The 19,527-nt window shown below is 64.2% G+C and carries 16 protein-coding genes and 1 tRNA gene; 6 read left to right on the top strand and 11 right to left on the bottom strand.

Translation table 11 applies throughout. The features are described from left to right. Nucleotides 1-6: 6 nt before the first annotated feature. The 5 genes from IV500_RS09905 to IV500_RS09885 all read right to left on the bottom strand — a co-directional run bounded on the left by IV500_RS09905 (nt 7) and on the right by IV500_RS09885 (nt 7,084). On the bottom strand, nt 7-1,182 hold the full coding sequence (locus tag IV500_RS09905) for an LOG family protein (RefSeq protein ID WP_312875885.1): 1,176 nt from the start codon (nt 1,180-1,182) through the stop codon (nt 7-9). Nucleotides 1,183-1,338: 156 nt separating this feature from the next. Then, entirely contained in the window at nt 1,339-2,241 is a 903-nt protein-coding gene (sucD, locus tag IV500_RS09900) for a succinate--CoA ligase subunit alpha (RefSeq protein WP_196396645.1), read from the bottom strand. Nucleotides 2,242-2,253: 12 nt separating this feature from the next. Further along, complete coding sequence (gene sucC, locus IV500_RS09895) at nt 2,254-3,423, bottom strand: ADP-forming succinate--CoA ligase subunit beta (RefSeq protein WP_196396644.1); 1,170 nt, start codon at nt 3,421-3,423, stop codon at nt 2,254-2,256. Nucleotides 3,424-3,623: 200 nt separating this feature from the next. Continuing rightward, nucleotides 3,624-6,032, bottom strand: coding sequence for a DNA helicase PcrA (pcrA, locus tag IV500_RS09890; protein WP_196396734.1), 2,409 nt, complete (start codon nt 6,030-6,032; stop codon nt 3,624-3,626). Nucleotides 6,033-6,151: 119 nt separating this feature from the next. Then, the gene (locus tag IV500_RS09885) at nt 6,152-7,084 is read right to left on the bottom strand and encodes an inositol monophosphatase family protein (protein ID WP_196396643.1); all 933 of its coding nucleotides are present in this window, start codon (nt 7,082-7,084) and stop codon (nt 6,152-6,154) included. Between the two features lie 50 nt (nt 7,085-7,134). Here IV500_RS09885 and IV500_RS09880 point away from each other — a divergent pair, with 50 nt between their 5' ends. Further along, a complete protein-coding gene (locus IV500_RS09880; protein WP_230854778.1) occupies nt 7,135-7,851 on the top strand; it encodes a hypothetical protein in 717 nt (238 codons plus the stop codon). Between the two features lie 77 nt (nt 7,852-7,928). Here IV500_RS09880 and IV500_RS09875 read toward each other — a convergent pair whose 3' ends face one another. Continuing rightward, nucleotides 7,929-8,711, bottom strand: a complete 783-nt coding sequence (locus tag IV500_RS09875; protein WP_312875884.1) for a DUF998 domain-containing protein — start codon at nt 8,709-8,711, stop codon at nt 7,929-7,931. A 91-nt stretch (nt 8,712-8,802) separates the two neighbouring features. Here IV500_RS09875 and IV500_RS09870 point away from each other — a divergent pair. Beyond that, nucleotides 8,803-8,876: transfer RNA gene (locus IV500_RS09870), tRNA-Arg, on the top strand. Nucleotide 8,877: 1 nt separating this feature from the next. Further along, nucleotides 8,878-9,333: a DUF6314 family protein gene (locus IV500_RS09865; protein ID WP_196396642.1), complete on the top strand. Its 456-nt coding sequence runs from the start codon at nt 8,878-8,880 to the stop codon at nt 9,331-9,333. A 56-nt stretch (nt 9,334-9,389) separates the two neighbouring features. Here the strand turns inward: IV500_RS09865 and IV500_RS09860 are convergent, their stop codons facing one another. Continuing rightward, entirely contained in the window at nt 9,390-11,288 is a 1,899-nt protein-coding gene (locus IV500_RS09860; protein ID WP_196396641.1) for an ABC transporter ATP-binding protein, read from the bottom strand. 223 nt (nt 11,289-11,511) lie between these two features. Between IV500_RS09860 and IV500_RS09855 the strand changes: the two genes are divergently transcribed. The 3 genes from IV500_RS09855 to IV500_RS09845 are packed head-to-tail and all read left to right on the top strand — an operon-like array spanning nt 11,512 to nt 13,806. Then, nucleotides 11,512-12,330 (top strand): amino acid ABC transporter substrate-binding protein, encoded by an 819-nt coding sequence (locus IV500_RS09855; protein ID WP_196396640.1) that lies wholly within the window; start codon nt 11,512-11,514, stop codon nt 12,328-12,330. Between the two features lie 41 nt (nt 12,331-12,371). Continuing rightward, nucleotides 12,372-13,037, top strand: a complete 666-nt coding sequence (locus IV500_RS09850; protein ID WP_196396639.1) for an amino acid ABC transporter permease — start codon at nt 12,372-12,374, stop codon at nt 13,035-13,037. After that, nucleotides 13,024-13,806 (top strand): amino acid ABC transporter ATP-binding protein, encoded by a 783-nt coding sequence (locus IV500_RS09845; protein ID WP_230854777.1) that lies wholly within the window; start codon nt 13,024-13,026, stop codon nt 13,804-13,806. Before IV500_RS09850 ends, IV500_RS09845 begins: the two co-directional genes overlap by 14 nt. Before the next feature lie 26 nt (nt 13,807-13,832). Here the strand turns inward: IV500_RS09845 and IV500_RS09840 are convergent, their stop codons facing one another. Genes IV500_RS09840 through IV500_RS09825 form a run of 4 tightly spaced genes read right to left on the bottom strand, consistent with a single transcriptional unit; the run spans nt 13,833 to nt 19,431 of the window. Then, nucleotides 13,833-16,934: an alpha-mannosidase gene (locus IV500_RS09840; protein ID WP_196396638.1), complete on the bottom strand. Its 3,102-nt coding sequence runs from the start codon at nt 16,932-16,934 to the stop codon at nt 13,833-13,835. 10 nt (nt 16,935-16,944) lie between these two features. Then, nucleotides 16,945-17,880 (bottom strand): formate dehydrogenase accessory sulfurtransferase FdhD, encoded by a 936-nt coding sequence (gene fdhD, locus IV500_RS09835; protein ID WP_230854776.1) that lies wholly within the window; start codon nt 17,878-17,880, stop codon nt 16,945-16,947. A gap of 16 nt (nt 17,881-17,896) precedes the next feature. Continuing rightward, on the bottom strand, nt 17,897-19,153 hold the full coding sequence (locus IV500_RS09830) for a molybdopterin molybdotransferase MoeA (RefSeq protein WP_196396637.1): 1,257 nt from the start codon (nt 19,151-19,153) through the stop codon (nt 17,897-17,899). Beyond that, the gene (locus IV500_RS09825; RefSeq protein WP_196396636.1) at nt 19,153-19,431 is read right to left on the bottom strand and encodes a DUF6457 domain-containing protein; all 279 of its coding nucleotides are present in this window, start codon (nt 19,429-19,431) and stop codon (nt 19,153-19,155) included. The genes IV500_RS09830 and IV500_RS09825 overlap by 1 nt, the downstream gene beginning before the upstream one ends. Between the last annotated feature and the right edge of the window lie 96 nt (nt 19,432-19,527).

Genomic DNA, 19,527 nt, shown 5'->3' with positions numbered 1-19,527 from the left:
CGGAATCTACAACCCGGGGCCAACGGGCCGCCTGAGGACCGCCAACGCGTCATCGGGCGTTTCGACCAGGTGCAGGTGGCCTTCCATGCCCCGACCCTTGGCCAACCGCTGGAGCAGGGGCCAAACTGGAAGAGTCTTTTCCCAGTACTCCTGGCCGACCAGGATCATCGGTGCCACCGCTTCGGGTGCAGCGTAGTAGTTTTCGCACGCGTCCTGAAAAATCTCCTGCACGGTTCCGGCGGCCCCCGGAAGGAAGACAATGCCACCCGTGCAACGGCTGAGCAGCACCGCTTCCCTAATGGAATTGGCAAAAAACTTCGCTATCCCAGTGGCAAAAACATTTGGCGGCTCGTGACCATAAAACCATGTCGGAATACCCAGGTTCGCGGTTCCCCGGGGATAACGGTCGACGACGGCGAGGGCAGCGGCTGCCCACCTCGAGACCGATGGGCGGAACCTTGGAACTGCCGCCAGGGATGCCAACGCACCGTCGAGAGCGCCGACGTCGTGCGCGCTGAGGTAAGCGCCCAGATTCCCCGCCTCCATGGCGCCCGGGCCGCCGCCGGTGGTGACCACAAATCCCGACCGCGCCAGCAGCCTGCCGAGGCGGGCGGCGTCGTCGTACTCCTTGCTGCCCCGGACTGCGGCGTGCCCGCCCATCACTCCCACCAGTTTCCGCCCCGCGAGCCCGCCACGGGCCGCGGTTGAGGTGCCCGGCAGAGTGTTGCCGAGGAGCTCATCGAGCGCACTGCCGATCGCATGGTCGTGCATGGCCGTGGCGAGTGTGGCATCCAGCCCGGGATGGGCACCGGCCCGCAAGGTCCACTGATAGACGCGGGCGTCGAGCGTCTGCTCATAGGTGCTGGTCTTGACACCGGCATACAGTTCCGCTCCGGTGTAAAGACGGCCCCGGTACGAGTCAAAGGGAACTCCGGGAAGGAAAGGAAAGATCAAGGCGCCGCGGGAACGAAGATCTGACTCCGCACCGGCGGCGAAGCTGCAGCCAAGAAATACCGCGCCGGCCGCCTCCATCCGGGCCAGGGCCGCTGTCCGGCCGCGCAGCTCCAAGGACTGCAGGTGCCACCCGTGCATGCTCGTGGCACCGGCTTCCACCAGAGCGTCGAACCTAACCAGGTCAGCGACTTCAATGCTTCGGGGCTTGGTCGGGATCGGAGCATTCACCGGTACAGCCTACTGGCAGTCCGCGGGGATTGTCGCCGTCCCGACCATGTCCCGACCATGTCCCGACACTGTATACGCGAAACCCCCGCAGTCCAGCCGGAATACGGCGGACAGCGGGGGTTTTAGCGTGCGGTGTCCACGCTTGCCCTGGCTAAATTACAGGGCGGCGTAAACCTCGCGCAGCAGGGTGGCCGTCTCGGACGGCGTCTTGCCGACCTTGACTCCGGCAGCTTCGAGAGCTTCTTTCTTGGCCTGCGCCGTTCCGGCCGAACCGGAGACGATGGCGCCGGCATGGCCCATGGTCTTGCCCTCGGGGGCGGTGAAGCCGGCGACGTAGCCAACAACGGGCTTCGTGACGTGGGCCTTGATGTACTCGGCCGCGCGCTCTTCGGCGTCACCGCCGATTTCACCGATCATCACGATGGCCTTGGTCTCCGGGTCTGCCTCGAAGGCCGCCAGCGCATCGATGTGCGTGGTCCCGATGACGGGGTCCCCGCCGATGCCGATGGCGGTAGAGAAGCCCAGGTCACGCAGTTCGAACATCATCTGGTAGGTCAGCGTGCCGGACTTGGAGACCAGACCGATGGGCCCCTTGCCCGTGATGTTGTTCGGCGTGATACCAACCAGGGCCTCACCGGGGGTGATGACGCCGGGGCAGTTCGGCCCGATGATGCGGGTTACCTGCTGGCCGGAAGCGTCAACCTTGGACTGGGCCAGTGCCCAGAACTCGGCGGAGTCCTGGACGGGCACGCCTTCGGTAATGACAACAACGAGGCCTATGCCAGCTTCGATGGCTTCGACGACGGCGTCCTTGGTGAAGGCCGGCGGTACGAAGACTATGGAAACGTCAGCGGAGGTCTTTTCAATGGCTTCGGCAACCGTAGCGAAAACCGGCAGTTCAACATCGCCGTGCTTGACGGTGGTACCGGCCTTGCGTGCGTTCACGCCGCCAACAACCTGGGTTCCGGCCTTGAGCATCAGGGCGGTGTGCTTGGTGCCTTCGCCGCCGGTGATGCCCTGGACGATGACCTTGGAATCTTTGTTCAAGAAGATAGACATATCTGCAAACCTCTACTTCGAAGCGTTGGCGAGCTCGGCAGCCTTGTCGGCGCCCTCGTCCATCGTGGCGGCCAGGGTGACCAACGGGTGGTTGGCCTCGTTGAGGATGCGGCGGCCTTCCTCAACATTATTGCCGTCAAGGCGGACAACCAGCGGCTTGTTCGCGGCGGAGCCCAGCTCGGCCAGTGCACCAACGATGCCCTTGGCGACGGCGTCACAGGCGGTGATGCCGCCGAAGACGTTCACGAACACGCTCTTGACCTGCGGGTCGTTGAGGATGACGTCAAGGCCGGCAGCCATAACCTCTGCGGACGCTCCCCCGCCGATGTCCAGGAAGTTGGCGGGCTTGACGCCGCCGTGGCCCTCGCCGGCGTAGGCGACGACGTCGAGCGTGGACATGACCAGGCCGGCGCCGTTTCCGATCACGCCTACCTCGCCGTCGAGCTTGACGTAGTTCAGGTTTGCGGCCTTGGCCTTGGCCTCGAGCGGGTCGGCCGCGGCGGCGTCCTCCAGGGCAAGGTGGCCCGGGTGGCGGAAGTCGGCGTTTTCGTCGAGGGAGACCTTGCCGTCCAGTGCCAGGATGTCGCCGGCGCCGGTGCGCACCAGCGGGTTGACCTCCACGAGCGTGGCGTCTTCTTTCTTGAAGACGTCCCACAGCTTGATGATCACGGCAGCGACCTTGGGTGCCAGCTCAGCGGAGAACCCGGCGGTCTCAACGATCTCGTTGGCCTTGGCCTGATCAATACCGACCTCGGGGTCAACGGCAACCTTTGCCAGCGCGTCGGGGCGCTCGACGGCCAGGACCTCAATCTCCACGCCGCCTTCCACCGAGCACATGGCCAGGTAGTTGCGGTTGGCGCGGTCCAGCAGGACGGAGAAGTAAAACTCCTCGGCGATGTCTGCACCCTGGGCGATCATGACGGTGTTGACCGTGTGGCCCTTGATATCCATGCCGAGAATCGCGGTTGCGTGCTCGAATGCTTCATCAGCGGTCTTGGCGACCTTGACGCCGCCGGCTTTTCCGCGGCCGCCAACCTTTACCTGAGCCTTGACAACCGTAACGCCGCCAATTTTCTCGGCAGCCGCTTTGGCCTCTTCCGGGGTGTGCGCCACGATGCCGGCAAGCACGGGGACACCGTGCGCCTCAAACATATCGCGCGCCTGATATTCAAACAGGTCCACAGGTTGCGTCCTTCTACGTCGAAGTAGTGTTCATTTCAATCTTGCGACTGCGGAGCGCCCGGTCTGCTCTTCCGGCGACGGAAAACAGACCCGCTACCCCACTGGAACTTTAGTCCAGGGCTGCGGTCCACCGGTTACAGACTACCCGTTTAGTGGGAAAGCACACACGGGCTGCTATGCGCAGCCGCCGCCTGCATGCGTCACACGGCTTTTGTCAACGGCGCATAACGCAGCAGCAGGCGCTTCTCGCCGACGTCGAACTTCACCTTTGCCACCGTCTTATCTCCGGCACCCTCCACCGAGAGCACCGTGCCGTTGCCGAAGCTGGTGTGATTGACCTTGTCCCCCACAGAGACGGCGACCACCTCCTTCTGCGGCTGCACCCTGCCGGCTGCGCTGCGGGCCGAAATGCTCGGCGGGAGCTGCCCGGAGTCCCGGCCGCCCATGGAGCTGCCCGCTCCCCAGAAGGAACCGCCGTAGCGGTTTGCACCGAATCCCTCGGAAAAACCGCCCGGGGAAATGGTCCGGACGGTGCCTTCGCGCTTCCATTGGATCAACTCGGCCGGAACTTCCTCAATAAACTGGCTCGCCGGGTTGTACTGGCTTTGCCCCCAGAGGCTGCGGACCTCCGCCCGCGTCAGGTACAGGCGCTTGCGGGCACGCGTCAGGCCCACATAGGCAAGGCGGCGTTCCTCCGCCAGCTCGGCGGGATCCGAGGCCGAGCGCGAGTGCGGAAAAATACCGTGTTCCATTCCGGTCAGGAACACCACGGGAAACTCCAGGCCCTTCGCGGTGTGCAGCGTCATCAGCGTGACAACGCCCAGCCGCTTGGCCTCGGCCACCGCCGCTGCCGCTTCTGCCGCCGTTCCTCCCGGGGCAACCGGGATCTGATCGGCGTCCGCGACCAGGGAGACCTGCTCCAGGAATTCGCCGAGGGTTCCCTCCGGATGGTCCCGCTCGTATTCGCGCACCACGGCAATCAGTTCCGCGAGGTTCTCCACCCGGGACTCGTCCTGAGGATCTGTGCTGGCCCGCAGCCCGGCCAGGTACCCGGTCTGTTCCAGCACAGCTTCCAACGCGGCGGCCGCGCCGGATCCGGCCGCAACAACGGCCAGATCATCCATTAGTTTCACAAATCCGGCCACCGCGTTCACGCTCCTGGTGGCCATCGCCGGCGCCTCATCGGCCCTCCGCAGGGCGGCCATGAAGGAGATCCGGTCCCGTTGCGCCAAAGCGGCTACCGCTGCTTCAGCCCGATCCCCGATGCCGCGCTTTGGTTCGTTCACAATCCGCCGCAGGTTTATGTCGTCATCGGCATTTACCAGCACCCGCAGATAGGCCAGTGCGTCCTTGATTTCCCTGCGTTCATAGAACCGTGTGCCGCCGACCACCTTGTACGGAAGTCCCACCCGCAGCAGAATTTCCTCGATAGAGCGCGATTGCGCGTTGGTGCGGTAGAAGATTGCAACATCGCCGGGACGCAGCTCAGACTCATCCTGCAGCCTGTCGATTTCCTCCGCGATGAAGCGTGCTTCCTCGTGCTCGTTCTCAGCAACGTAGCCGACGATCTTCTCGCCGTCGCCCTCGGCAGTCCACAGCCGCTTCTCGGGCCGGTTCGGGTTCCGCGAAATCACCGCATTGGCGGCGCTGAGGATGTTTTGCGTGGACCGGTAATTCTGCTCCAACTTAATGGTCTGCGCCGCCGGGTAATCCTTGGCGAACTCCACAATATTGCGGATATCGGCTCCGCGGAACGCATAGATGGACTGATCCGAATCCCCCACCACCGTCAGTTCCGCCGGGGAAGGCGCCAGGATGCCGTCCTCCACCGGCAGGGTCAACTCGCGCACCAACGCATATTGGGCATGGTTGGTGTCCTGGTACTCGTCGACCAGAACGTGCCGGAAACGCCTGCGGTAATAATCCGCGACGCCCGGGAAGGCCCGGAAAATGTAGACGGTCTGGGCAATCAGATCGTCGAAGTCCATGGCGTTGGCCTGGCGCAGGCGCTGGGTGTACCCCTGATAGACCTCGGAAACCGCTTGCTCAAAGGGATCACTATGATTAGCCTCGGTCGAATACTCATCATCATCAATGAGCTCGTTTTTCAGTGCCGAAATTTTGTGCTGGATCGCTTTCGGGGCGAACCGTTTCGGATCCAAGTTTAGTCCCTTGGCCACCAGCGTAATCAGCCGCAGTGAATCGGCTGAATCATAGATAGAGAAGTTGGAGTTCAGCCCCACGTTACCGGCCTCGCGACGTAGAATCCGCACGCAGGACGAGTGGAACGTTGAGATCCACATGCTCTTGGCCCGTTCACCGACCAGCGAACCGATCCGTTCGCGCATTTCCGCGGCGGCCTTATTGGTGAAGGTAATGGCCAGAATCTGTCCCGGATGCGCCTTGCCCGTGGCCAGCAGATAAGCAATCCGATGGCTGAGCACCCGCGTCTTCCCCGATCCGGCGCCAGCGACAATCAGCAGCGGCGAACCGGTGTGCCGTACGGCCAGTTCCTGCTCGGGGTTAAGCCCGACGAGCAGGTCCACGGCACTAGGCAGGGCCGGGGCAGAGGTGGACGGCTGGGGCGTGGGGCGAGGGTCAAACAACATATCCATGGTGATATCAAGTCTAATCGCTGCCCCTGACACGGACCTTCGCTACGGTCCAGCGGCACCGCAGCCGGCCTGCAGACGGCGCGGCACTTCGGCACCGCAGCCGGCCTGCAGACTCAGTCCAGCGCCCCGGACCGCAGCGCCGCAGCTACTTCCCGGACCGCCGTCGGGCCTCCGCCGATACACCAATCCAGGCCATTGACCCGCACGACGGCGGTGGTGCCGCCAGCTGCCTGGACAATTGCCTTCCCCGGCAGCCAGTCCCATTCGGGGCAGCTGTGCTGGAACCAGCAGCCCAGCTGCCCGTCCGCCACGCGGCCCAAATCGCAGGATCCGGAACCGAGCATGCGGATCGTGGCGGGCAGGATCGCGGCGGCGTGCCAAGGCATCGCCGCATGAGGCTGCACCAGCCAGGACGGGTGAATGTAGGTGCCGGCGCTTAGCTGGCCAATGCCGGCGTTCGACGGCGGCGGTAACAGCCGTCCGTTCAGCGTTGCCGGGTGATCCACCCCGCCCAGCCAGAGTTTGTCCTCCTCCGGCTGGTAGATTGCGCCCACGAGTACATCCGGATCCGGGGCCGTCCCTGGGCCGGCAGGTCCGTCAGCAGGTCCGCCGGCAGGTCCGCCGGAAGGGACACCGTCCAGCTTCAGGGCAAGGGCCGAGCACCAATAGGTGGATCCGCTGAGGAAGTTGTAGGTCCCGTCCACCGGGTCGATCACCCAGGTACGGCCGCTTGATCCCGGATGCGCTGCGCCTTCCTCCCCCAGAATGCCGTCCGCGGGACGGCAGCGGCGCAGCTGCTCCACGATAAAACTCTCCGCCGCGCGATCGGCGGCTGTTACAACATCGGAAACGGATGATTTCTGCTCGGCAAGCAGCCCGTCGGCGCGCATCCGCCGCGCCAGTGCACCCGCGCGGCGGACCAACTCCGCAGCCAGCTCCAAATCTGTGCGCGCGGGGTCCAGGGTGGCGGGGTCCAGGGTGGCGGAGTCGAGTGCGGCGGAGTCCAGTGCGGCGGAATTATCAGACGGAGCGGATTTGGAGGCCATGGGCCCAGCCTACCGATAAGGTCTTTCCCATCCGAGTGGATAATGGAGCCATGGCCAAAACTCCCGCGCAGCGCGCTGCCAAACACGGTGGTCCGGCAACCAGCCTCACCCAGCCCGGAGTCCTCGCCCGACCAGGCTCCCCTGCTGCTGTGGCTGAAGGGGGCGGAAACGGCAATCTCATTTTGATAGCCGCCAGCGTGGCCACCGCCTTCCTCTTCTGGTACTTCCACCTGCTCACGCTCGAGCAGATGACCCAGCTCTCCAACGGCCATCCCATGCCCGATTCTCTGATCGGCGGGTTCGACCTGTCCTACATTGAACAGCTACGCGGCTCGATGGATGCCGACGCACGGGGGCAGCTGCAGTTCGTGCACAAGACGGCCGGTACGCTGTTCCCGCTGGTTTTCGGATTCACCTGGATTATCCTGATCGCATTCAACGTCCGGCGGGCAGCCCTCAGACGTGCGCTGTGGGCCGTCCCCGTACTCTTCGCCGTCGTGCAGTTGTGCGCAAACGTTGCTGTCGACAGCATGCTCGCGGATGGAACGCCCGACGGCGGTCAGGTTGCCTTGACCAGCTTCCTGGTCGTCTCGTCGTGGGTACTGCTGGCGCTGGCCCTCTTGGCAGGTGGCTGCGCCCTCGTTTTGGGCCGGGGCAGGAAGCGGCACAGCCGCGCAAACGGCGCTAAGGCTGCTCCCGACGGCGGTCCGAGTGCTTCTCCCGACGGCGGCTCTCCGGGCGGCAACTCTCCTCGCGGCCGCCGGTGAGACAGGGGTGAGCCCGTGACAACGAAGCGGCCGGCACCTTCCGCCCGGGGCCTCTCCCAGCGCTGCCGGAGCCACGCTCAGGCGAGGGCGTGCTCCCGGACGGATGCCCGCGCCTGCTGGCATCCGCGGGCCATCACCATGCCCACCACCGACAGCCCGATCGTGATCGGGTAGGCCATCAGGCGCTCCACCGTTCCGACTTCGATGCCGGGAACCAGCGCGAACACCACGGTGGAAATCAACGACACTACGCCACAGAGCAGTAAGAATGCGCTGATCAGCCGCCGTCGGCGCCAATTCCAGCCAAGCACCACCAGCGACAAGCCCCCCGCAATGAAGAACAGCACAGCCCCGGCATAGTGCAGGGAGGAAATCGTGTCCTCCGGGACCAGCCCCACCACAATGGTGCCGAGCCCCGACACACCGATCAGCGCGCGGACGGCAACGGGCCAGCCCCTGACCGGCGGCAGACCCGGCAGGCCCGGTTTACCGGCAACCCGGAAGAGCACCGAGCTCAGCAGCACCGCGCCGATGATCATTGCCAGACCCTGAACTATGAAGGAGGCGTCCATCAGCCGGTGCAATGGCGAGCACACCGCCCGGCCGCTGTATACCCCGCAATATTCGGCACCCAGGTCACTGATGACATTGAAACGGCGACTGTAGGCGGTTGGCCCGGCCCAGGCGGCAATGACCACCGCTTCGGCAATGAAATACTGCAGAATGCTGATTTTGGCCCACGCCCCCACCAGGGTTCGTGTCCTGGTCAGCTGTGCCGTGGACAGGGCAGCCAGCGGCACGGCTGCCGCCATGCCTTCCCGGTGAGGCTCTGCTGCGGGCTGCGAAACTGATTCGGTCACGGTTTCACTTTAGCCGTGGCCACAGACATCGTGCCGAAACCGGTAAGGTAGTTTCCGCACAGGTTTGCGAATACGTTCCTAACCGGTGCGGGCGTGAGTAGCTCAGCAGGATAGAGCATCCCTCTCCTAAAGGGAAGGTCGCGGGTTCGAATCCCGCCTCGCGCACGTGGAGCCTGTACCCGTCGCCGATCTATGCGCCTATCTGGCCGGGAGCTGGCGGGTTGAGCGCACATTGGTGGACCGTTCCAGCGGGTCCCGCGGGCGCTTCGACGGGACAGTACTGTTTGTACCCGGCGACTTCGAGCCCGACGGCGGCGGGCTGCGGCAGCGTGAACACGGCACGATCAGCTGGCCGACGTACACCGGGAAAGCGACCCGCGAATATCTGCTGCAAGCCACCACAGAGCCTGCCGCCCTGGACATTTATTTTCCCGCCGGGCGCTTCTTCCATACGCTGAATCTGTCCGCCGGCACGTGGACCACCGTGCACGGGTGTGCACCGGACACGTACACGGTCACCTACCACGTGGTCTCAGCCCGCCGGCTCGACTACGAATGGGATGTCAGCGGACCGGACAAGAATCTGCTGCTGACCACGTCCTTGTTCCGCCCAGTGGGGTAGAACAAGAAGGTCGCCGGAGCCCGCGCCCGTCCGGGCGCAGACTCCAGCTGTCCGGGTCAGGCGTCGGACACGCCAGCCTCGGCGACGGCGGCCACGGCCTGGGCAAACTGCGTGTCGTGCAGCTCCGCATAGCGGCCGCGGGCGCGAAGCAGATCCTCATGTGTGCCCTGCTCCACGATGCGCCCCGCCTCAATGACTAAAATTGCGTCCGCAGCCCGGATGGTGGAAAGCCGGTGCGCAATGACTATAGCTGTGCGGTCCTGCAGCGCTTCCCCGAGTGCGGCCTGAACCGCGGCCTCGTTCGTCGAGTCAAGTGCCGCCGTCGCCTCATCCAAAATGACAACCGCGGGCTGGACCAGGAGCAGTCTGGCAATCGTCAGGCGCTGACGCTCGCCGCCGGAGAGCCGGTAGCCGCGTTCGCCCACCACAGTGTCCAGCCCGTCGGGCAGGGAGGCGATCATGTCTTTCAGCCGCGCCCGGCGAAGCGCATCCCAGATCTGTTCATCGCTGGCGTCAGGTTTTGCCAGCCGCAGGTTGGAGCGGATGGATTCATGGAACAGGTGCCCGTCCTGGGTGACCATGCCGATAGTCTGGCGCAGCGAGTCAAAGGTCACCTCACGCACGTCCGTTCCGGCCAGCCTGACCGCACCGGAATCGACGTCGTAGAGCCGGGACAGGAGCTGCGCGATAGTGGATTTTCCCGCCCCGGAGGACCCGACGAGGGCAATCGTCTGCCCCGGTTCGGCGCGGAAACTGATTCCGTGCAGCACTTCCTCACCGCCCCGGGTGTCCAGCGTGGCCACATCCTCCAGCGACGCCAAGGAGACCTTGTCCGCGGACGGGTAGGCGAAGCGGACATCGTCAAACTCCACGGCCACCGGTCCGCGGGGAATCCCGTGCGCGTTGGGTTTTTCGGTGATCAGCGGTTTGAGGTCCAAAATTTCAAAAACCCGGTCGAAGCTGACCAGAGCGCTCATAATGTCCACCCTGGCGTTGGCCAGCGCGGTGAGCGGCGCGTAGAGACGGGTCAACAGTAAAGCCAGGACGACGACGTCGCCGGCAGCCAACTGACCGCGGATGGCGTAGTAGCCGCCCAGACCATAAACCAGCGCAAGGGCCAGCGAGGAGACGAGCATTAGGGCGGTAAAGAAGACAAACTGCATGACGGCGGTCCGGACACCGATGTCCCGCACCCGGGCGGCCCGTCCGGTGAACTCGCGGGATTCCTCCGCCGGCCGGCCGAAGAGCTTGACCAGGGTCGCCCCGGGTGCGGAGAAGCGCTCCGTCATCTGGGTGCTCATGTCAGCATTCAGATCAGCCGCCTCTTTGCGCATGCCCGCCAGTCGGGAGCCAAACCGCCGGGCCGGGATCAGGAAGATGGGCAGCAGGACCAAGGCAAGCACGGTCACCTGCCAGGACTTGCCGAGCATTACCACCAGGGTCAGGATCAGGGCCACGGAGTTACTGACGATGCCGGAGAGCGTGCCGCTGAAGGCCTGCTGCGCACCAATCACGTCATTGTTCAGCCGGCTGACCAGCGCGCCGGTACGGGTCCTGGTAAAGAAGGCAATCGGCATCTTCTGCACGTGATTGAACACCGCGGTGCGCAGGTCCAGGATTACGCCCTCACCCAGGTTTGCGGAAATCCAGCGGATCACCAGCGAGAAGCCTGCGTCCAGCACCGCCACAAGAGCGATCAGCAGGGCCAGGTTGATGACAACCTGCACATCGGCGCGGGCAATGATGGCGTCCACTACCTGCCCGGCGAACAGCGGTGTGGCAACGGCGAGGATCGCCGATGCTACGGACAGCACCACGAAGACCACCAGCCGGCCGCTGTACGGCCTGGCAAAAGCGAGTGTTCGCTTCGGCGTGTCCTTGGAGATCCCGCTGCCGCTCTTATCCGAACGCATTGAGCTCCAGAGCGAGCTCCAGGCTGCGCCTTCCATACTCATGGTGTTTCCTTTGGTTTTGCTGTGCCCCGCGCCGTATCCGAGGATCAAGCCTAGGGCCTGTAGGGCGCGGTAGGTTAACACGGCAGGTTAACGCGGTCTGGGTCAAGAAGGCTTCATGGGAGGAAATAAGACCACGCCGTAAAGACGTTGACGCTGCTATGGTCGCAACCTGTGCCCGCGGACAGACACCTGTCCGCGGAATTCTTAGAAGAAGGGCATCCTTATGAACCGCCGCCGTTTTGTCCTAGTCGGTTTGGCCGCAGTGTCATTGGCCCTGGGAGGTTGCTCAACGGGCTCAGGCTCCAGTTCCGCGTCCAGCGGTTCCACCGGTGCCGATACCTCGCTAAGCGACGTGAAGTCCAAGGGTGAACTGGTGATCGCCACCGAGGGCACCTACAAACCCTTCACCTTCCATGCCGACGGTTCCGGCCAGCTGACCGGTTACGACGTAGAAATTGCACAGGCTGTAGCGGACAAAATGGGCGTCAAGGCAACCTTCCGGGAAACCCAGTTCGACGGAATTTTCGCCGGACTCGAAGCCAATCGGTTCGACATGATCGCGAACCAGGTCTCCATCAACCCGCAGCGGAGCGCCAAGTACGATTTTTCCACGCCGTACACCGTCTCATCGGGGGTAATTGTGACCAAAGCGGACAATAACTCCATCACCAGCTTCGACTCCCTCAAGGGCAAGACCACCGCGCAGTCGCTGACCAGCAACTATTACACGCTGGCGCAAAAGAGCGGTGCCAATGTCGAGGCCGTCGAAGGCTGGGCGCAGGCCATTGCCCTGCTGCGCCAAGGCCGCGTGGATGCTGTGGTAAATGACAAACTCACCTACCTTGATTACATTAAGACCAATCCGGACGCGGGTTTGAAGATAGCTGCCGAAAGTCCCGACAAGTCCGAGAACGCCTTCGTCTTCCGGAAGGGCTCCACCGCCTTGGTGGACGCGGTGGATAAGGCGCTGGCAGAACTTCAGGCCGACGGCACGCTGACGAAAATTTCTCAGAAGTATTTTGGCGTGGACGTTTCCAAATGACGGCTCCGTGTTTCCACACGACCGCCCCGTTAGGCTAAAGCATGAGTGTCAACTGGGACTTAGTCTGGAGTTCGCTGGGCCCGCTGATCGGCGGCGCGATCAAAGGCACCATCCCACTCACCCTCGCCTCTTTTGTGCTGGGGCTGATTCTTGCCCTGATCGTGGCGCTGATGCGGCTGAGCCGGAACGTGATCCTTGCCGCCGTCGGACGCTTTTATGTCTCGGTGATCCGCGGCACGCCATTGCTGGTGCAGCTCTTCGTGATCTTCTACGGGCTGCCAACCATCGGCATCAAACTGGATCCCTGGCCCAGTGCGATTATCGCCTTCTCACTGAATGTGGGTGGCTACGCGGCGGAAGTGATCCGTGCCGCGATCCTGTCGGTACCAAAGGGTCAGTGGGAGGCCGCGCACACCATCGGCATGTCCCGCGGACAGGCCCTGCTGCGGATCATTTTGCCCCAGGCCGCCCGGGTCTCAGTTCCGCCGCTGTCCAACACCTTCATTTCGCTGGTGAAAGACACCTCGCTGGCGTCCCTGATCCTGGTTACTGAACTGTTCCGGCAGGCCCAGCAGGTTGCGGCCTTCAGCCAGGAATTCATGGCGCTGTATTTGGAGGCGGCAGCGGTGTACTGGGTTATCTGCCTGGTCTTGTCCTCTGCACAATCACAGCTCGAAAAGAGATTGGACCGCTATGTCGCCCACTGATGAGGCACCGGTGCTCAAGGTCAGAGGACTGACCAAGTCCTTTGGCAGCAATGCAGTTCTCCGGGGCATCGATCTGGACGTGCCCAAGGGCAAAGTCGTGGCGCTGATCGGCCCCTCGGGGTCAGGGAAGACCACCGTGCTCCGTTGCCTTAACGGACTGGAAATGCCCGACGGCGGCACGGTAGCCCTCGGCGGGAACGGAACCGGGGAACTGCGGCTGGATTTCGGAGGGAAAGTTTCGCGCAAGGAGATCTTCGCGCTGCGCGACCGCAGTGCCATGGTGTTCCAGCATTACAACCTCTTTCCGCACATGACGGTTCTGCAGAACGTCACGGAAGGGCCGATCAAGGTGCAAAAGCGGCCCCGGACGCAGGCTGTCGAGGAAGCCGAGCGGCTGCTGGCCCGTGTCGGGCTGCTGGAAAAGAAGGATGCCTACCCGTTTGAACTCTCCGGCGGTCAGCAGCAGCGGGTTGGAATCGTGCGCGCGCTGGCTCTGCGGCCCCAGTTGCTGCTCTTCGACGAGCCCACCTCGGCCTTGGACCCGGAGCTGGTCGGCGACGTTCTGGGCGTCATTAAGGAACTCGCCGAGGAAGGCTGGACCATGGTAATCGTCACCCACGAGCTCGGTTTCGCCCGTCAAATGGCTGACGAAGTCATCTTCATGGACGACGGCGTCGTGGTGGAACGCGGCCCCGCATCCGAAGTTCTGCGCCAGCCCCAACAGGAACGCACCCAGCAATTCCTCCAGCGGCTGCTGCACGACTTCTAGCTGGCCTGCGGATACCTCCCAAACGGTCAGCGGCAAAAGCGCAAGGTGAGCAGCTGGAAGGGCCGCAGCGTCAGCTCGGCGAAGTCCCGGCCGAACACGATACCCGGCGGAGTTGCAATGGGATCCTCCAGCAGGTCTGTCAGCGCAACATCGCGGACCGCAAAGTTGGCGGTCACCAGTCCACTGGAACGCTCGCCCAGGGATTCGTACAACCGGACAATGACGTCGCCCGAGCCGTCCTCGGCCAGCTTCACCGCTTCGATCACGAGGGCCGCGTTGAAAACGGTGAACAGCGGGTCCGCAGCATGCGCACCGTGGACAAGACGCGGCTCCAGATTGGTCCGGTAGCCCTCTTCCACGGCATCGGCGATCCCGGCACCGGGGCGGATAGTCACCGTCAGTTCGTGCCGGCCCTGGTCGGTGAACGGGTCCGGGCAGCGCGGCGCGCGCAGCAACGAGAGCCGGACCGTCGTCGTCGTGCCCTCCGATCCCGACACGCCGCCGGCACGGACCGCCCGGGTCACGTCGTGCCCGTACGTCGAACCGTTGGAGATCGCCACGCCATACCCCGGCTCGCCCACATGGATCCAGCGGTGCGCGCAGATCTCGAATTTGGCTGCGTCCCAGGAGGTGTTGCTGTGCGTGGGCCGGTAGACGTGGCCGAACTGCGTTTCCGCGGCGGAGCGGTCCGCCCGCACGTCCAACGCAAAGCCGAGCTTGAGCAGTTTCTCGCTTTCCTGCCAGTCCACCACAGTGCTGATGACCAGCGACGGCGCACCGGCCGCCAGCCGGATCCGCTGCGTTACCGGTGAGGACCCGACGAGGCGTTCTACGACGACAACGGCGTCCCACCCGGCGCGTTCGAGTGTCACCGACCGCGCCTGTGCATAACTGGTGACATTGCGGCGGTAGAACTCCTCGACGTCCCAGGCGTCCCAGGCATTGGGAGTGTCGCGGTGCAGCTGAAGATGGTTGCCGAAGCTCCCCGGGGCAATGGCCTCACGTCCGGTGGCATGGTCCATCAGGGACGTCAGCAGTCCGTTACCGTCCAGCACTGCCCGAATGATTCCGTTGTCCAGGATGTAACCCCCGTCCCGAGCGGTGACTTCGACCGGCAGCTCCGGCACGGATACCGTGGCTGCCGCGAGCGCGGGAACTCCGGAACGCTCATGCGGGGCAGCGTTAAGCAGGAATTCCGTCTCCCCCTCCCCGAGCAGTGTCCGTGCCGAGGCGGTGATGAGGGCTTCCAGATCATGGGCGACGGCGGCATAGTTGCGTTCGGCGTCCTGGTGGACCCAGGCGATGGCGCTGCCGGGCAGGATGTCATGGAACTGCTGGAGCAGGACCACCTGCCAGAGGCGTTTAAGCTCCGCGGCGGGGTAGTCCGCGCCGGTGCGCACGGCGGCCGTCGTGGCCCACAGCTCAGCTTCCCGGAGCAGGTGTTCGCTGCGCCGGTTACCTCTTTTGGTGTTGGCCTGGCTGGTGTAGGTGCCGCGGTGCAGTTCCAGATACATCTCTCCCAGCCATACTGGGGGATCCAGGTACTCGGCCTGAGCCTGCTCAAAGAACTGTGCCGCGGTTCCCATCACTACGGTGGGCGAGCCCTCCAGATCCGAGGACCGGTGCGCAGCCGCAATCATTTCGCGCGTGGGGCCGCCGCCGCCGTCGCCGTAGCCAAAGGGAACAAGCGACAAAGTGCCGCGCCCCTGCTCACGGTAGTTCCGTTGCGCGTGCGCCAGGTCCGCCGCGCTCAGGTCCGAGCTGTAGGAGTCCACGGGGGGAAAATGCGTGAAGATCCGACTGCCGTCAATCCCCTCCCAGAGAAAGGTATGGTGCGGCATCTTGTTCACTTCGTTCCAGGAGATCTTCTGGGTCAGGAACCATCTCATTCCCGCCGCACGGGCAATCTGCGGGAGCGCTCCGGAATAGCCAAAGGAATCCGGCAGCCACGTCTCCAGGCAGTCAATCCCGAACTCTCTCCGGAAAAAATTCTTCCCCTCGACAAACTGCCGCGCCATCGCCTCCCCACCGGGCATATTTGTATCTGACTCGACCCACATACCGCCCACCGGAACAAACTGCCCAGCGGTCACTTTGGCCCTGATCCGGTCAAACAATTCCGGGTAGAACTCCTTCATCCACGCCAGCTGCTGCGCGGAGGAACACGAGAAGAAGAAGTCGGGGTTCTCATCCATCAGGGCCAGCACGTTAGCGAACGTCCGGGCACATTTGCGGATGGTCTCGCGCACGGGCCACAACCACGCCGAGTCAATATGGGCATGACCGGTTGCCACCACACCGTGCGCGGACGCGTATGCCGGCCGGCTGAGCACTCCGGCCAGCACACTCCTGCCGGCGATGGCGGTACCCGCGACGTCATCCGGGTCCATCACGTCCATCATGGTTTCGAGCGCCCGCAGAATCTCGGAGCGGCGAGGCAGATCCGTTGGCAGTACGAGCATCAGGCCGCTGAGGGCAGCCACATCCTGGCACAGTTCCCAGACCTGCAGATCCCGCTCGGCCAGCACAATCGGCCCCAGCCGATACTGCGGCAGCGTGCCCGCCGTCGCCCTGTCCCCCAGGGGATTAGGGGCGAAGCTAAAACCCGCCGCCACATCGGGATTGGCCGCCGCCTCGACGTAGAAGTCCACCGCTCTGCTGGTTTCGTCATTCTCCGGCCCGGTCTTCGCTGCGTCGGTCTTCGCCGTTCCGGTCCCGGCGAGCAACTCCAGTGCTACGTGCTGGTTGCGTGGCGAAATGGCTTTCGCGATGGTCCCGTCCCGTCGCCAGGCGATGCCTTCACACTGGAATCCGGGGAGTTCAATGGTGAAACCCAGATCAACCACGACCTCCAGTGCGGTGCCGGCGCTCCCCCACCCCGCCGGCACTGGACCGGTGAGGTGCAGCCAGGTCGTGGACCAGGGCGCCCCCCATGCTGCGCCCGGTGCGACGGATACGTATTCCTGCACTGTCGCCGGCGCCGTCGCCTCGGTAAACGGAACCGGCTCGCCCGGGACGGTCCAGCCGGTGACGGTCAGCGCGACGCTGCGGATGTAGATGGCCGGGAGCAGCCGGTCCCGGACAAAGCGGCTCAACCGGGCCTCGGTCAACAGTCTGTCATCATGCACTAGGTGCTCCTCACTCGGTGGGTTGGTTGAGGACCCGTTCCGGATGACTGTAGACGTTCAGGCTGCTGCCCCGGCTGAACCCGACGAGAGTCAAGCCGGAGCTCTCGGCCAGTTCCACGGCCAATGACGACGGCGCGCTCACAGCCGCGAGGATCGGCACGCCGGCCAGGGATGCCTTCTGCACCAGTTCAAACGAGGCCCGCCCGGACACCTGAAGCACGGTTGAGTTCAGCGGCAGTCTGCCTTCCCGCAGCGCCCACCCCACCACCTTGTCCACCGCGTTATGTCTGCCAACGTCCTCACGCAGACACAGCAGCTCCCCCGCCGCACTGAATAAACCGGCGGCATGCACGCCGCCGGTGCGGTCGAAGAGTTTCTGCCGCTGCCGCAGTTTGTCCGGCAGCGAGGCCAGCAGCTCCACCCCCACCAATGGCGCCCCGCGCACCGCCGCGGCCGGGGCGAAGTGGGAGGATTTCCGGACGGCATCAATAGATGCCGTCCCGCAAATTCCGCAGGAGCTGGTGGTGTACACATGCCGGGCCAGTCCAGTATCCGGTGGTGCAACATCCGGTCGCAGCTGGGCCTGGACCACGTTGAAGGTCTGCCGGCCGTTTTCGTCCTCGCCCGCGCAGAACCGCAGCGATACCAACTGACCAGGTTCCCAGATAACCCCTTCGGAGACGAGGAAACCTGCCACCAGGTCGAAGTCGTCACCCGGGGTCCGCATGGTCACGCTGAAGGGCACGTCTCCCAAGCGGATTTCCAGCGGCTCTTCCACCGCAAGCGTGTCCTCCCCGTGGTGTTCGCCCGCCCGGATGACGGACACAGCCGGTACCGTTGCCTGCGGTACCGTTCCCTGCGGCGCCGTTCCTTCCCGCGCCGCCGTCGTCGTCGTCGTCGACAATCGGACCTTGGTCATCCGGACGCGTTGTGTCAGCCGTCCCATACACTCTCCTTTGTGATCACGGCAGTTGCCATGGCAGCGGAATCGCAGTTACGGTCCCGCCCATTTTCGCACCGTGCGGCGGTACCAGCATGACGCCGTCGGCCGCTGCCAGCCCACGCAGCATGCCCGAATCCGCAAACTTAGTCGGCGATGCCAATCCATAAACCAACCGGTACGGCAACAGCCGGGTCCGCCCCGGGCTTTCCGGAATGGGTGAACCACAAAATACCTCCCCCAGTGCCGGCAGCTCACGGCTGCCCAGCCGGGCCAACAGCGGCGCCGCAACGGTCAATAGGCCCATCATCGCCGCGAGTGGATTCCCCGGTAGGCCGACCAGCAGCCTGCCGTCCGGGAACTCGGCCAGCAGTGTCGGATGGCCCGGTCGCATGGCGATCCCATCGATGATCATCGTGCCGCCGAGCCCTGCCACGGCTGCCCGCAGAAAGTCCACGCTGGAACGTCCCGTGGCGCCGGTGGTGATAATCACGTCGGCAGGATCCTCCACTCGGTCTTCGAGTGCTGCAGTCATTGCCGCCAGGTTATCGGCGACGCGCTGCTGTTCAAGCACCGAGCCGCCGAGCATGCGGACCACCGCGGCCAGCTGTGGGGAAAAGGTATCGCGGACCTGTCCAGGCCCGGGCAATCCGGCGGAAACCACCTCGTCTCCGGTGAAGACCAGCTTCACCGCGGGCTGCCCCAACACCCGTACCTCATCCAGTCCGGCCAGTGCTGCTACGGCAATATGCACCGGATTGAGCCGCTGGCCGCTGCGCACCATAACCTCCCCGGCGCTGGCTTCCTCCGCCGGTCGGCGGATGTGCTGGCCGCCCTTGGGCTCACCTGGGCGAGCACTCTCGCTGAGCACCAGTACCGGCAGCCCGTCCTCATCCCTACTCAACCGCCCCGACTCACTGCGCAGCACGGCCTTGGCTCCGGCGGGGATCAGCCCCCCGGTCACGACCGGAGCCGCCTGACCCGCGGTAAGCCGGAGTCCGGTCTGCGCCATAATCCACGGCGGGCTGCCGGCAACCGACCAGCCGTCCATGGCCGAGGAAGCATAGTGCGGAATGTCCTGCAGCGCCGTAATGTCCTGCGCCAGGATCCGGCCTATTCCCTGATCGAGGGAGACCGAATGTGCCGGCAGCGGGACAACACAGTTATAGGCCCTGGCTCGTGCCTCGTCCCAACTGTGCGGCAAACGCACCTGCGGCCCGGGAAGGTCAGACGGCACCGGAAGGTCGGACGGCACCGGCGCCGGTTCGGCGCTGGGCATTAAATCGTCCCGTCGGCTTCGGCAGCTGCCATTTTCCCCGCCAGCTCCAGTGCCGCACGCATTGCGGCCGCCTCGGGCGCTTGGCCGGAACCGGCAGCCAATCCGGCTGCCAGTCCGGCGATAAACGTGGTCAATGGAGCGGCCGGGCGTACTACGGCATGGGCTGCCTCGCCGGCAACCTTGAGAATGGCATTGGTATCAATGGAAAGCTCGGTAATCTCAAAGCCCTGCAGCAGTGTATGCACCCAATCTTCCAGCAACTCTTCCTGGCTCTTCACGATGGCTCCTGACGTGCAATAAGTTCAAACCACGACCCGCAAAGGTTGTTATGGTTCGGCTGGGTTAAATCATTACTTCCCGACTCACTGGCGGTT

The sequence above is a fragment of the Arthrobacter terrae genome (assembly GCF_015708085.1).
In the GTDB taxonomy this organism is placed as follows: domain Bacteria; phylum Actinomycetota; class Actinomycetes; order Actinomycetales; family Micrococcaceae; genus Arthrobacter_M; species Arthrobacter_M terrae.
This window is presented reverse-complemented; position numbering and strand designations above follow the sequence as displayed.

Coding starts and splice junctions, on each gene's coding strand:
- IV500_RS09830 (WP_196396637.1), bottom strand. CDS start 19,153: ATGCCCAGCGCCGAACCGGCGCCGGTGCCGTCCGACCTTCCGGTGCCG.
- IV500_RS09845 (WP_230854777.1), top strand. CDS start 13,024: ATGTCGCCCACTGATGAGGCACCGGTGCTCAAGGTCAGAGGACTGACC.
- IV500_RS09855 (WP_196396640.1), top strand. CDS start 11,512: ATGAACCGCCGCCGTTTTGTCCTAGTCGGTTTGGCCGCAGTGTCATTG.
- sucD (WP_196396645.1), bottom strand. CDS start 2,241: ATGTCTATCTTCTTGAACAAAGATTCCAAGGTCATCGTCCAGGGCATC.
- fdhD (WP_230854776.1), bottom strand. CDS start 17,880: ATGGGACGGCTGACACAACGCGTCCGGATGACCAAGGTCCGATTGTCG.
- IV500_RS09860 (WP_196396641.1), bottom strand. CDS start 11,288: ATGAGTATGGAAGGCGCAGCCTGGAGCTCGCTCTGGAGCTCAATGCGT.
- pcrA (WP_196396734.1), bottom strand. CDS start 6,032: ATGTTGTTTGACCCTCGCCCCACGCCCCAGCCGTCCACCTCTGCCCCG.
- IV500_RS09850 (WP_196396639.1), top strand. CDS start 12,372: ATGAGTGTCAACTGGGACTTAGTCTGGAGTTCGCTGGGCCCGCTGATC.
- IV500_RS09880 (WP_230854778.1), top strand. CDS start 7,135: ATGGCCAAAACTCCCGCGCAGCGCGCTGCCAAACACGGTGGTCCGGCA.
- IV500_RS09885 (WP_196396643.1), bottom strand. CDS start 7,084: ATGGCCTCCAAATCCGCTCCGTCTGATAATTCCGCCGCACTGGACTCC.